Source organism: Paracoccus sp. J56 (genome assembly GCF_019633685.1).
In the GTDB taxonomy this organism is placed as follows: Bacteria; Pseudomonadota; Alphaproteobacteria; order Rhodobacterales; family Rhodobacteraceae; genus Paracoccus; species Paracoccus kondratievae.
The window spans coordinates 45,292-58,252 of record NZ_JAFL01000011.1; the positions used below are offsets into that span (position 1 = coordinate 45,292).

The window sequence follows — 12,961 nt, forward strand, 5'->3', positions numbered from 1 at the left end:
GACAATGATCATCGACACGCACCTGCATCCTACCAATCTGGTGGATGAGGCATGGCGGCACACGGGCGAGCCCTTTACCGGCGAGCGTATGCTGAAACTCATGGACGGCCCCTATATGATCAACGGCAAGCCGCGCCGGATCGACATGGGCTTTATCCAGCCGCCGCCCGGAAATACCGGCTATCGGGATGGGAACCGCCGCGGCCGCGAGGGCATCCGCGACTACATGTCCTACGTTGCCGAGCTTTGCCAGAAATATCCTGACCGCTTTATCGGCAACTTTACCTTCAATCCGCGCTGGGGGCCGGAAAACGGTGCCGCCGAGCTGGAGTTTCATGTCAAGGAATACGGCTTCAGGATGCTGAAGCTGCATTCCAACATGCATGGCTATCGTCCTGATCGCGCATTGGAATGGTTGCGTCCGGCAATGCGGAAATGCGCAGAACTGGGCGTGGTGGTGCTGATTCACACCGGGGATGGTCCCTATTCCATCCCGACCCAGTTTTATCCGATCATCCGCGAATTCCCGATGGTCAACTTTATCATTGGCCATTTCGGTATCCAGACTGGCGGGAACTATAGTTTCGAGGCCTTCTGGATGGCGATGGACACACCCAACGTCTATTGCGAATCCGGCTGGTGCTTCCAGTCGCGGATCGTTGAGTTCGCCAAGCAGCTGCCGCCGCACAAGATCGTGTTTGGCACCGACTCGCCGCCGAACAACCCCGGCATGTGGTTGCGGGAACTGGAGGTTCTCTGCTCGCCCGAGCCGCAGGGGATGAACCTGAGCGAGGACATTCTGGAAGATTATCTGGGCAACAACATTGCCCGTCTGATCGGTCTCGAGCCGACCAAGCCTCCCAAGGACCTGGCCGAGGCCGAGAAGCGCCTTAAGGCGACCTACGTCTGAGGCATGGGTGCGGGGCCCCCGACCCCGCACCCCTTTCATCCGGCCCGCAGGGAAAGCGAACATGAGCCAGAATCAGGATTTCCAAAGCTTTGCCCGCGAGTATCGGGCGCGTTTTCCGCAGGATGTGCTGCATGTGCCTTCTGCCCTTACAGACGGGCAGGACGTGACCGCGCTGGTCGAGGCATTGGCACGGCAAGGCCGTTCACCGATGCTGTTCTGCGATCGGGTGCCGGGCAGTGACTGGCCCCTGGTCACCAATGTCTTTGCCTCGCGCAACCGCATTGCGCGCATTCTTGGCACCGATCCCGACAACCTGCACGCCGAATATCAGCGCCGCGCCAATTCTCCGATCGAACCCGAATATGTGGAAAGCGGTCCGGTGGCGGAAGAGGTTGCCGAAGGCGATGCCGTCGATCTGGGAAACGTGCCAATGATCCGGCATTTCGACAGCGACCGCGGTCCTTACGCGACCAATGCGATCATCGTTGCCTGTGATCCCGAAACCGGGGTGGCGAACCTTAGCTATCATCGCTCGATGCGCCATGCGCGCAATGCGCTGGCAACCAGCCTGCATTCGCGCGGCCATCTGTGGCGCATGTATGAAACAGCGCGCAGCGCCGGACGGCCCTTGCCGGTTGCCATGGTGATCGGGGCGCATCCGCTGTTCATGCTCGCCGCCTCGGCCCGGGTGGCCTATGGGGTCGATGAGCGGGCGATTGCAGGCGCCTTGATGCAAGAGCCGCTGAAACTGCTGCGCACACCCCGGCACGGGATCGGCGTGCCAGCAGCTGCCGAGTTCGTGCTTGAGGGCCATCTGGACCCCGAAGCCCATGTAGCCGAGGGCCCGTTCGGAGAGTTTTCGGGCTACAGTTCCGACCGTTCCACCAACACCTTGTTCCACGTTACGGCCATAATGCGCAAACGCGCGCCCTGGCTGGTTGATGTGGTGGGCGGAGCGACGGACGAACACCTTAACCTTGCACGCCTGCCGCGCGAGGCCGAGATGTTTGAAAAGCTGAAGGCCCGCTTCCCGGCGGTGACGCGGTTGCATTATCCGACCTCGGGCACGCATTTTCACGCCTATGTGGCGCTGCGCCAAAGCCGCCCCGGCGAGGCGCGACAGGTCATGCTGGGTCTGCTGGGCTGGGACCCCTATCTGAAAACGGTGGTCGCGGTCGATGAGGACATCGACGTCACCCAGGACAGCCAGGTGCTTTGGGCGCTGGCGACGCATTTCCAGCCGCATCGCGACATGTTCACCATCGCTGGCCTGCCGGGCAGCCCGCTGGACCCATCCTCGACCTCCGACGGCACCACATCGCGTCTGGCGCTGGATGCCACGCGCGGACCAGATTTTCACGGCATCCGCGCCACGATCAGCCCCGCAGCGCAAGAACGTGCCCGGGCCCTGATTGCGGGGGGGCAGCCATGAACGCCCATGCTGTCCCCCGCGGTGAGACGCCTGGGCGCATGGCGGTGGGCATCAGCGGCGCATCGGGCTTTGTCTACGGGGTGCGCCTGCTTGAAATCCTGCGTGATCTGGGGATCGAGACCCATGTCGTTGTCAGCCGCGCCGCCCTTTTGACAATGGTTCATGAAACCGGCTGCAAGCTGTCGGATGTCGAAGCGCGCGCAGATTTCCTGTACCGTTCAGACGATGTCGCGGCGAGCATTTCCAGCGGCTCATTCCGGACCATGGGCATGATTGTCGCGCCCTGCTCGATGAAGACGCTGGCCGAGATCGCGCAGGGGGTAACCTCGGGGCTGATCAGCCGCGCCGCCGAGGTCACGCTGAAAGAGCGTCGCCGGCTTGTGCTGATGACACGCGAGACGCCGCTGACCCGCAGCCATCTGCAAAACATGCTTGCCGTGACCGAGATGGGGGGGATCATCGCCCCTCCGGTCCCGGCTTTTTACGCACGGCCTGCCAGCCTGGACGACATGGTTGATCACACGCTGGGCAGGGTGCTGGACATGTTCGACCTTGATAGCGGCAAGGTCCGGCGCTGGGTCAAGACCCCCTGAATTTCACTTGGGAGAGGAACGATGCAAAAGACGGTCAAGGACAAGATACCGGTCACGGTGCTGACGGGGTTTCTGGGCTCGGGCAAGACCACCTTGCTGAACCATATCCTGCGCGAAAATCACGGGATGAAGATTGCCGTGATCGAGAATGAGTTCGGCGAGATCGGCATTGATGGCGGGCTGGTGATCGGCAGCACCGAAGAGATCTTTGAGATGACCAACGGCTGCGTCTGCTGCGTGGCCGAGGCGCGTGATGACCTTTTGCGTGTCATCCGTCAGCTTTTGGCGCGGCCCGAACGGCTGGACCGGATCATCATCGAAACCAGCGGTCTGGCCGATCCCTATCCGGTGGCGCAGACTTTTTTCCTTGATGATCCGATCAGGGCAGAGACCAATCTGGACGGGGTGATCGCGCTGGTCGATGTCAAACATATCCTGCGCCATCTGGACGATACCCTTGTCGAGGCGCATGACAATCAGGCGGTGGATCAGATCGTCTGCGCGGACCGTATCGTGCTGAACAAGATCGATCTTGCCGCTGAGGGCGAGATCGCCGAGGTCGAGGCGCGTGTCAGCCGCCTTAATGAGACGGCCGAGATCGTGCGGTCCAGCCATGCCCGGATCGAGCTGGACAAGATCCTGGGACTTGGCGCCTTTGATCGCACCCGCAGACTGGCCGCGGATATCCATCACGACCATGCCCATCATCATGCGGCGCCCTGGGATAAGGACGGCGATCACGAACATGATGCCTCGGTCACCTCGGTCGGGATTGAACTGCCCGGTCACATGGATCCGGCTGCCATGGCCCGCTGGGTGCATGAGATCAGGCAGCAGGACAACAGCGACCTGTTTCGCATGAAGGGCATCTTTTCGATCCAGGGCGACGACTACTGCTATGTTCTGCACGGGGTTCATGACCAGATCGAATTCCGCCCGAACCATCCCTGGGCGGATGAGCCACGCTGCAACAAGATGGTCTTTATCGGTCGCAATCTTGACCGCGCCGCGCTTCAGGCGCGTCTTGCGCAATGCCGCGCTGCCTGAGGAGGCACGAGCAGCACCGGCAGCGACCCGGGGAGGAGATAAGGGTCGCCTGACCGGGGTTGTCCGGCAGAGTGCCGGATAAAGGGGGAAAACCCAAAACAGGGGGGAGAAATGACAACCACAGTACATCCGGCGGATGAAATCCTGCCGGCAAAGAAGATGTTTGCCCTGGCGCTTCAGCATGTCGCCGTGGCCTATGTCGGTTCGGTCGCGGTCCCGTTGATTATCGCCAATGCTCTTGGCTTTACCCGGGAAGATACGATCCTGCTGATCAGCACGACCTTTTTCTGCTCGGGTCTGGCGACGCTGGTGCAGACGGTGGGGTTTTGGCGCTTTGGGGTGCGGTTACCGATCATGACCGGGGTGGCCTTCAGCAGCGTCTCGGCAATCATCGCGATCGGGACCATGCCGGGCGTTGGTATCTCGGGTATCTGCGGCGCGGTGATCCTTGGCGGGTTGTTTATCGTCCTGATCGCGCCTTTGGCTGGCCGATTGCGGCGCTTTTTCCCGCCGGTGGTGACGGGCTGCATCGTCACGGCCATTGGCATGCAGTTGCTGCCAGTCGCCTATCAATGGGCTGGCGGCGGGAAAAATCACGAGAACTTTGGCGACCCGGTGTTTCTGTGCATCGCGCTGCTTGTGCTGACGGTGATACTGATGCTGAACCGGCTGGGCTCACCTTTGATGCGCAATCTGGCGGTGCTTGTGGGCATGGGGGTCGGCGCGGCGGTCGCGTGGCTTTTGGGGATGGGTAACATGGACCCGGTCCGCGAAGCGCCATGGGTGGTCTTGCCGATGCCGTTTCAGTTCGGCCTGCCGCAATTCGGGCTGCTGCCCTTTCTTACCATCACCATCGTCATGATCGTGCAGGCGGTCGAATCCATGGGCCTGTTCATTTCGATCGGCGATATGGTCGACCGGCAGGTGACGCCGCGGCAGGTTTCGGACGGAGTGCGCGCCAATGGCCTGTCCAGTGCGGTCGGAGGTATATTCGCCGGGTTCCCCGTCATCACGCATATGGAAAATATCGGGCTGGTCATCCTCAGCGGCGTGCGCAGCCGTTGGGTCGTGGCGCTTTGTGGGCTGATGCTTTGCGTCTTTTCCTTTTTTCCAAAGTTCGGCGCTTTGCTTGCCGCGGTTCCGGCCCCGGCACTTGGCGGGGCGGCCATGGCGATGTTTGGCATCGTTGCTGCGGCGGGGATTCAGGCGCTTGCCAAGGTCGACTATGCGAACAACCGCTATAACCTGATGATCGTGGCGCTGACGCTGTCGATTGCGCTGATCCCGATCATGGCGCCGAACCTGTTCAGCCAGCTGCCTGATTGGATGAGGACGGTCCTGCACAGCAGCGTGGTCATCGCCTGTCTTGTGTCTGTGACGCTGAATCTGGTCCTGAACGGGGCGGGTGATGATCAGGGCGATGATGTTCATCTGCCGGCTGGTCCGGCCCCGATCACTCCGATCCAGGCCGAGGCCTGAGAACGTTCCGAACTTTGGCCGCGGAGCCCGGCCTTGCGGTTTCGCGACTGACCATGCAACCCGACAGGGGCACGCCCCTTTTCGCCAGAGCTGAGGATGACGATGAACCAGATGCAAAAGGAACCCGCCCGCTCTGCGGTGCTGATCCGGGGAGGCATCCCCATGACGAAGACCGCGTCTGCAAGCCCGGCCGATGTGCTGATCGGTTCTGACGGTCGCATCGCCGCAATTGGGGACCGGATTGACCCACCCGAAGGCTGTCAGATCATCAAGGCCGATGGCTGCCTGATCCTGCCCGGCTTTGTCGATGCGCATCAGCATCTCGACAAGACCGGGGTGCTGCGGTTTGCGCCTAATCCTTCGGGAACGCTTCAGGGCGCGCGGGATGCCTTTGCGCTATATGCCCGCAATGCCCCGCCCGAGGATATTCTGAACCGCGCGTCCCTGACGATCGCGCAATGCCTGTCGCATGGCACGACCGCAATCCGCAGCCATGTGAACGTCGACAAGGATGCCGGTTTCAACGGGATGGAGGCGCTGGCGCAGTTGCGGCGGGACTGGGCCGACCGGGTGCGTCTGCAGCTTGTCGCCTTCATGACCCCGCATCCGGGGCAGGATCTGGACTGGCTGCGCGCCAATATCGACCGCGCTGTCGAGCAGGGCGACGCCGTCGGCGGGACGCCAGCGGTGGCCGAGGATCCCGATACCTATCTGGACATCATTTTTCAGGCCGCAGCGCAGCATGGTCGCCCGGTCGATCTGCATATGGATGAGCATCTGAACGCCTCGCGCCAGCTGTTCCCCAAAGTGTTTGAACGGGTGCGGCGCTTTGGCATGCAGGGCAGGACGGTGCTGAGCCACTGCTCGGTGCTAAGCGCCATGCCCCGGGCCGGGTTCGAGGCGGTGATGGCCGAAATCCGCGACCTTGATATTGGTGTCATCACCCTGCCTGCTGCGAACCTTTACCTTCAGGGCCGGGACAGCGACATCTTGCCGCCGCGTGGTCTGACCCGTGTGGCAGAGCTGGCGCGGGCGGGCATTCCCATCGCGACCGCTTCGGACAATATTCAGGACCCCTTCGTTCCGACCGGATCGGGCGACATGCTTGAGATAGCGCGCTGGACGCTGCTGGCCGGGCATCTCAAAGGGGATGAGCTGGAGCTCGCCTATCGCATGATTACCGGGATTCCGGCGCGGCTGATGGGGCTAGATGATCATGGTCTGCGCATTGGGGCGCGCGCCGATCTGGTGATCGCACGCAGCGCGGATATCGTCACGCTGGTTGCCGGTGGTGCGACCGAAATGCAGGTTCTGGCTGCTGGCAGACTGGTTTCGGAAAGCACCCGGCGCCTTGAGCCTATGGCATGTGATGCCTGACCCCGCACCCTGCTAGCAAGGCTGCGGGCCGCGCAAATCCTTGGGGCGGTCAATGTCATGCGCGGTTGCGGCGTCTATCGCAATAAGCCGCTCTGGCGGAATTGTCGCGATAATATGCCGCGCGCCATGATCGCCTGTCGGGGCGGCCCGGGCTGCCGCGAAATCCGATGCCGCGACATAGGCGGGCGGCATCGGACGGCCTGCGGAAATGCAGGCCGCACTGTGGGTATGCCCGGAAAGCTGATGCAAAAGGGCGGCATCTACGTTCGGCATGTCGCCCAGACAAATCAGTAGCCCCTCGGCACCAGCCTCGCTTGCGTATCCAAGTGCCCTGCCAAAGGAATGCGACATGGGCAGGCCGGGCGGCACAGGCAGCAAATGAAAACCCGTCAGCCGGTCGCCCACCTGTGGCGAGGACACAACCGCGATCAGCTGGTCGCATCCGGCCGCCCTCAGGGCCTCTGCCGCCCAGTCCACCAAGGGGCGGCCGCGCCAAAGCGCCAGTAACTTGTCCTCGCTGCCAAAGCGCTGCGATTGACCGGCCGCGAGCAGGCTGCCAACCCGGGTCATGCCGGGGCTCCGGCGGTAACATCCTGCGTGCCCGCGACCATCAGCACTTCGGCAAGTACCGAGACCGCAAGCTGGCGGGGATCACGGGATGAAGGGATCAGCCCGATAGGGCCGCGCACACGCTGGCGTTGCTTGATCGGTATTCCCATGGAGGTCAGCCTTTCCAGCCGGTCCGCCTGCGTCCGGCGGCTGCCTTGGGCGCCGATGTAAAAAGCCGGACCGGACAGAAGCGCGCGCAGAATCTCGGGTTCGTAGTCATGGTCATGATAGAATAGCAGGGCCGCGCAACGATCGTCAGGCAATAGCTCTGCCATGTCAGGCAAAGGGCCAAGCCGCCGGGTCATGCACCCCATGGCCTGCGCCATGTCGAGGCTGCGATCCTCATGCGACAGCAACACATGCCGGAACCCAAGCGAGCGGACCAGATCAGCAAAGACCGCTGCTTCGGCGCCGGCACCAAAGATGACAAAGCGCAGCGGCGGGCGAAAGGTCAGGCGAAACCCCGCATTTGCGCCAAGCTCCAGCGTTCCCACCTTGGTCACCGTCAGGGTGGTGACCTGTCTCGCCGCCATGCGCCGGGCCAGGGTTTCCAGCGGCGCGAGATCATGCAGGGGAAACAGCATAACCTCGATTCCCCCGCCACAGGGCAGCCGCAGATCCATGAAGGGTGAGCCCTGCCCATAGCGCAGCCGCCGTGCGATGCCACTTTGGCGCACCTTTTGCGCGTGCAGCACCAGGTCGGCCTCGATACAGCCCGAACTCAGGGCACCAGCGGTTCGTCCATCCGCTGCGATTGCCATGGCTGCGCCGCGGGTCTTGTAAGCCGGGCCGATGGTTTGGGTCAGAACGGCCATGACGGTTCCGGGGCCGAACTCCAGTGCTGCAAGCCAGGGGTCCAGCAGGGCAGGGTGCTGGTCGCGCACCGGAATGGAAATGTGGAAATCCTGAATCACGAAGCCTCCCAACGGGTTGTCTTAAAGCTTCGCTCGACTGCCTGGGCCGTGAAGAGCGGGATTTAATAGATTGTTGACAATTTATCGGCATCGCCGCAAGCTAAAAATTGTCAACAATCTGGAATCGTCATGAGTCAGACCCCAACCCAGACCTTGCCCGACACTGATCCCGGCCTGAGCAAAAGCGGCCTTGATGCCGAAGAGCGCGTGGTCCGGCTGGTCATGGAGGGCATCGGCCAGCATCGCATCCCGCCCGGACACAGGCTTGTCGAACGTGAATTGACCGAGGGTGCACATGCCAATCGTCAGGCGGTGCGCAATGCGCTGCTGCGCCTGTCTCAGGCCGGTCTGGTGCAGCTAACTCCCAATCGCGGGGCGACTGTCATGCAATGCACACCTGACATGACCCGACAGATCATGCAGGCCCGGATCATTAACGAGGGTGCCGCCCTGCGGATGCTTGCCCCCCGGCTTGATGAGGCAGGATCAGGGCGGTTGCAGCAGATCCTGCGTAATGAAGCCTCGGCTTATGACGAGGGGCGCATTAGCGAGGCGCGCCATTTTTCGCGCCAGTTCCACATCGCCTTTACCGAAATGGCCGGTAACGAAATGATCGCCCGCTTCATGCGTGAATTGATCGCTTGCCAGCCGCTGCTTGCGGCCTGGGACCGGGACCGGCCGTCCAGTTTTTCGGGCGTGATCGCCCATACCAAGACGCTGGCAGCCTTGCAGCGCGGCGACGGAGCCGAGGCCGAGGCCGCCAACACCGAACTGCTATGCGCGCTGGAACGTGAGTTTCTGCGCGAATCGGCAGAACGCGATGTCGGAGGGAGGGCCCGCGGCACGCAATAGAAACGTCCCGGCGTAGCCCCGATCGGTAAGCGGCCAGGCAAAAGAATCGTCGCTTGAATAGCCAGAGGAGGGTGAATTGCGCAGATTCGAGTACCACGAGCCAACATCACTGAAGGAAGCCTTGCAACTGCTGACGTCCCTGGGGGAGGGGGCGTATTTTCTGGCAGGAGGCACCGATTTGTTCGTCGAGATCCGCGAGCGGCTGCGCCAGGTGCGCCATCTTGTGAACATCAAACGGGTGCCGGGGCTGGACCAGATCGAATGGTCCGACCAAACCGGGTTGCGCTTTGGCGCGCAGGTGACGGCCGGGCAGCTGGAGGCCTCGGGCTATCTGAACGGCCGCTATCCCAACCTGCGGGCCGCGCTTAAGGCTCTGGCCTCGATTCAGGTCAGAAACCGGGCGACGGTGGTCGGCAATGTCTGCCGGGCCTCGCCCTCGGCCGATACGATCCCGCCGTTGATCGCCGATGGTGCCGTGATCGAGACTTATCGTCCCGGGGGCGGTCGGCATATTCCGCTGGCCGAATTCTTTGCAGGCCCCGGTCGTACGGTGCTGGAACCGGGCGAAATCGTAATCGCCGTGACCGTGCCGCCGCCCGCGCAGGGCAGCCATCGAGCCTATCTTAAACATGGTCGCCGCAAGGCTATGGAGCTTGCCACCGTCGGGGTGGCGGTCAGCCTTGAGGTCGAAGACGGGCTTTGTACAGGCGCACGTGTCGCGCTTGGTGCGGTTGGTCCGGTGGTGCTGCGTGCCCCACAAACCGAGGCAATACTTGTCGGCTCGCGTCTGGATGCCGCCGTTCTGAACGCAGCGGCAGAACAGGCGATGCAGGAATGCACGCCAATCAGCAATGTCCGCGCTTCGGCCGAATATCGGCGCGAGATGGTGGGGGTCCTGACCCGCCGCGCGGTGATGCTTGCCTTGGAGGAAGCGGCATGAACAAGATTCATCTGGAAATTACCGTAAATGGCGAAGCGCGCAGCATGATGGTCGAAGGTCATCACTCGCTTCTGGATGCGCTGCGCGAAGAGGCTGGGCTGACCGGCACCAAGAAGGGTTGCGATGTCGGCGACTGCGGTGCCTGCACGGTCATCGTCGATGGGCGGCCCGTTAATGCCTGCCTGATGCTGGCAGTCGAGGCGCAGGGTGCAGAAATCCTGACCATCGAGGGGTTGCAGCCCGATCCCGATACGCTGCACCCCCTGCAAGAGGCGTTCATGGAGCACGGGGCGTCGCAATGCGGCTTTTGCTCTCCGGGCATTCTGATCATGGCAAAATGCCTGCTGGATCGTAATCCCCTGCCCAGCGACGAAGAAATCCGCTTTGGCCTCTCGGGCAATATCTGCCGGTGTACCGGCTATACCAAGATATTTGATGCCATTCGCACGGCGGGCCGCCGCATGGCCGCCGCCAGGGCCCAGTCGGTGGAGGCCTGAGATGACGAAGCATGAATTCCGCATTGTCGGCAAAAGCGTCAAACGTCAGGACGTCATTGAAAAGATCACCGGCGAGGGCCGATACACCGGCGACTATCACCTGCCGGGCCTGCTGTCTGGCAAGATCAAGCGCGCCGAGATCGCACATGCCCGGATCCGTCGGATCGACGTGTCACGGGCGCTGGCCTATCCCGGTGTCAAGGCGGTGCTGACCCATCACGACGTACCACGCGTGCTGCATTACGGCTCGCCGCATCCACGTTCGGCGTCCTGTACGATGGACCAGTATATCCTTGATGACCGCGTGCGGTTCTGGGGCGAGGGGATCGCCGCTGTCGCCGCGGTCAGCGAGGAAATCGCCGATGAGGCGCTGGATCTGATCGAGGTGGAATACGAGCCGCTGCCCGCCATTCTGGATATAGACGCCGCGCAGGCCCCCGATGCGCCGCTGATCCATGACGTCGGCCCCGGCGGCAATCTGGTGATCCCGCCTGTCCATATCGAACGGGGCGATGTCGAAAAGGGCTTTGCCGAGGCCGACCTGATCCTTGAGGGAGAGTTCTCGGGCGGTCGTCCCGTGCCAACCTATATGGAGCCGAATGTCTGCATCGCAGACTGGGATGGCAGCAACAAGCTGACCTTCTGGACCTCGACCCAGACCTCATTCATGGTGCGGGGGGCGTTGGCCGAGGTGCTTGGCCTGCCGCTGAACAAGGTACGGGTGCTCGTTGATCATATGGGCGGCGGCTTTGGGGCCAAACAGGACCTGTTCCAGCATGAATTCCTATGTGCGCTGCTGGCAAAGAAATGCCGTCGCCCGGTCAAGATGGAGTTTACCCGGCGCGAGACCTTTCTTGCCGGCCGGTCGCGCCATCCCTTCCGGCTGTGGCTCAGGCAGGGTTTTCGCAAAGATGGTACGCTGACCGCGCGTGAGATGAAGATCGTCTATGAATCCGGTGCCTATGGATCGCACAGTCCCGGCGTCACCAATGTCGGCACTGCCTCGGCCACCTCGCTTTATCGCTGCGAAAATGTGCGGCTGGATGGGCGCGCGGTCTATACCAACACGCCGATTGCCGGGGCGTATCGCGGCTATGGCGTGGTACAGACCTATTTCGCCATCGACATCCAGATGGATGAGGCGGCCGAAAAGCTGGGTATCGACCCGGCCGGGATCCGTTTGCGCAATGCTGTACGCGAAGGTGATATCGCCCCCTCTGGCCATCCTGTCGTCGGATATGGGCTGGAGGCCTGTATCCGGCACGGCATACGTGCCTTTGACTGGGCGGGCAAGCGCGCGGCTGACCGTCACGATCCCGCCAACCCCGCGATCCGCAAGGGCTGGGGCATCGGCTGCGAGATGCACGGCTCATCTGCCTATCCGGGCATTAAAGAGCAGGGCAACGCCATTGTCCGTATGAATGAGGACGGCAGCGTTACCCTGCTGACCGGGGCGGCGGGGCTGGGGACCGGTGCCCATACCGCGCTGGCCCAGATCGTTGCCGAAGAGCTGGGCGTGCCCTTTGAGACGGTCTCGGTCGTGCATGGCGATACGGATGTGGTGCCCTGGGATATCGGTGCATTTGCCAGCCACACCACCTATCTGGTCGGCTCGGCGGCAAAAATGGCTGCGGCCGAGCTGCGTCAGCGTGTACTGGCACGCGCGGCCGAAAAGCTGCAGGAAAAGCCCGGGCATCTTGAGATGGTCGAGGGGGTGATCTTGGTCCAGGGGCAGCCTGACCGCAGCATCACCGTGGCTGAGGCAATGGGCCCGTCGCGCGGGATTCCGGCCGAGCATCTGGTTGCCTCGGGCAGCTATATGCCGACCAAGTCCCACTCGTTTGCGGCGCATTTCGTTGAGGTTGCGGTAGATACCGAAACCGGAATCATCGAATGCCGCAAGGTGATGCCCGTCCATGACGTAGGCCGCGTCATCCATCCCGTCGCAGCGCAGGGGCAGATCGAGGGCGGTATCCAGCAAGGCATCGGCCACACCCTGACCGAGGATTATGTGATCGACCGGACGACCGGCCGGTCACTGAATGCCGGTCTGGTCGATTACAAGATGCCGCTGTCGATGGATATGCCGGATATCGAAACTGTAATCCTTGAGGCCGCGCCCGATCCTGGGGGGCCATGGGGCGCCAAAGGGGTAGGCGAGGACCCGATCATTGCCATTGGCCCGGCCATTGCCAATGCCGTTTACGACGCCGTCGGCGTGCGCTTTCACCACTATCCGATCACGCCCGAGGATGTGCTGAATGGCCTGCGTCGCAAGGCCGCTGAAAGTTCCGCACGGGACTAAGGCGCA

The 12,961-nt window shown here is 62.4% G+C and carries 12 protein-coding genes; 10 read left to right on the forward strand and 2 right to left on the reverse strand.

What is annotated here, in order from left to right; all coding sequences use genetic code 11:
- Positions 1-4 precede the first annotated feature (4 nt).
- The 6 genes from M511_RS09945 to M511_RS09970 all read left to right on the forward strand — a co-directional run bounded on the left by M511_RS09945 (position 5) and on the right by M511_RS09970 (position 6,838).
- Entirely contained in the window at positions 5-910 is a 906-nt protein-coding gene (locus tag M511_RS09945) for an amidohydrolase family protein (protein WP_010394691.1), read from the forward strand.
- Between the two features lie 61 nt (positions 911-971).
- A complete protein-coding gene (locus tag M511_RS09950) occupies positions 972-2,342 on the forward strand; it encodes a UbiD family decarboxylase (protein WP_085502093.1) in 1,371 nt (456 codons plus the stop codon).
- Entirely contained in the window at positions 2,339-2,935 is a 597-nt protein-coding gene (locus tag M511_RS09955) for a UbiX family flavin prenyltransferase (protein WP_085502094.1), read from the forward strand. Before M511_RS09950 ends, M511_RS09955 begins: the two co-directional genes overlap by 4 nt.
- 21 nt (positions 2,936-2,956) lie before the next feature.
- A complete protein-coding gene (locus tag M511_RS09960; RefSeq protein WP_010394683.1) occupies positions 2,957-3,982 on the forward strand; it encodes a CobW family GTP-binding protein in 1,026 nt (341 codons plus the stop codon).
- Positions 3,983-4,093: 111 nt separating this feature from the next.
- Positions 4,094-5,461, forward strand: coding sequence for a nucleobase:cation symporter-2 family protein (locus M511_RS09965; protein ID WP_085502095.1), 1,368 nt, complete (start codon positions 4,094-4,096; stop codon positions 5,459-5,461).
- Between the two features lie 162 nt (positions 5,462-5,623).
- Complete coding sequence (locus M511_RS09970) at positions 5,624-6,838, forward strand: amidohydrolase family protein (protein ID WP_217809598.1); 1,215 nt, start codon at positions 5,624-5,626, stop codon at positions 6,836-6,838.
- A 12-nt stretch (positions 6,839-6,850) separates the two neighbouring features.
- Here M511_RS09970 and M511_RS09975 read toward each other — a convergent pair whose 3' ends face one another.
- Entirely contained in the window at positions 6,851-7,408 is a 558-nt protein-coding gene (locus M511_RS09975; protein WP_085502097.1) for a nucleotidyltransferase family protein, read from the reverse strand.
- Positions 7,405-8,361 carry an XdhC family protein gene (locus M511_RS09980; RefSeq protein WP_237701493.1) on the reverse strand — a complete coding sequence of 319 codons (957 nt, stop codon included), beginning with the start codon at positions 8,359-8,361 and terminating at the stop codon, positions 7,405-7,407. The genes M511_RS09975 and M511_RS09980 overlap by 4 nt, the downstream gene beginning before the upstream one ends.
- A gap of 129 nt (positions 8,362-8,490) precedes the next feature.
- On the opposite strand from M511_RS09980, the gene M511_RS09985 reads away from it, so the two are divergent.
- The 4 genes from M511_RS09985 to M511_RS10000 all read left to right on the forward strand — a co-directional run bounded on the left by M511_RS09985 (position 8,491) and on the right by M511_RS10000 (position 12,955).
- Entirely contained in the window at positions 8,491-9,213 is a 723-nt protein-coding gene (locus M511_RS09985; protein ID WP_010394673.1) for a GntR family transcriptional regulator, read from the forward strand.
- A gap of 76 nt (positions 9,214-9,289) precedes the next feature.
- Positions 9,290-10,153: an FAD binding domain-containing protein gene (locus M511_RS09990; protein ID WP_085502098.1), complete on the forward strand. Its 864-nt coding sequence runs from the start codon at positions 9,290-9,292 to the stop codon at positions 10,151-10,153.
- On the forward strand, positions 10,150-10,650 hold the full coding sequence (locus M511_RS09995) for a (2Fe-2S)-binding protein (RefSeq protein ID WP_085502099.1): 501 nt from the start codon (positions 10,150-10,152) through the stop codon (positions 10,648-10,650). Before M511_RS09990 ends, M511_RS09995 begins: the two co-directional genes overlap by 4 nt.
- 1 nt (position 10,651) lies before the next feature.
- Entirely contained in the window at positions 10,652-12,955 is a 2,304-nt protein-coding gene (locus tag M511_RS10000; RefSeq protein ID WP_085502100.1) for a xanthine dehydrogenase family protein molybdopterin-binding subunit, read from the forward strand.
- Positions 12,956-12,961: the final 6 nt, after the last annotated feature.

Bases quoted from the DNA above. Each gene is read 5' to 3' on its own strand.
- M511_RS09945 (WP_010394691.1), top strand. From the start codon at position 5: ATGATCATCGACACGCACCTGCATCCTACCAATCTGGTGGATGAGGCA.
- M511_RS09950 (WP_085502093.1), top strand. From the start codon at position 972: ATGAGCCAGAATCAGGATTTCCAAAGCTTTGCCCGCGAGTATCGGGCG.
- M511_RS09955 (WP_085502094.1), top strand. From the start codon at position 2,339: ATGAACGCCCATGCTGTCCCCCGCGGTGAGACGCCTGGGCGCATGGCG.
- M511_RS09960 (WP_010394683.1), top strand. From the start codon at position 2,957: ATGCAAAAGACGGTCAAGGACAAGATACCGGTCACGGTGCTGACGGGG.
- M511_RS09965 (WP_085502095.1), top strand. From the start codon at position 4,094: ATGACAACCACAGTACATCCGGCGGATGAAATCCTGCCGGCAAAGAAG.
- M511_RS09970 (WP_217809598.1), top strand. From the start codon at position 5,624: ATGACGAAGACCGCGTCTGCAAGCCCGGCCGATGTGCTGATCGGTTCT.
- M511_RS09975 (WP_085502097.1), bottom strand. From the start codon at position 7,408: ATGACCCGGGTTGGCAGCCTGCTCGCGGCCGGTCAATCGCAGCGCTTT.
- M511_RS09985 (WP_010394673.1), top strand. From the start codon at position 8,491: ATGAGTCAGACCCCAACCCAGACCTTGCCCGACACTGATCCCGGCCTG.
- M511_RS09995 (WP_085502099.1), top strand. From the start codon at position 10,150: ATGAACAAGATTCATCTGGAAATTACCGTAAATGGCGAAGCGCGCAGC.
- M511_RS10000 (WP_085502100.1), top strand. From the start codon at position 10,652: ATGACGAAGCATGAATTCCGCATTGTCGGCAAAAGCGTCAAACGTCAG.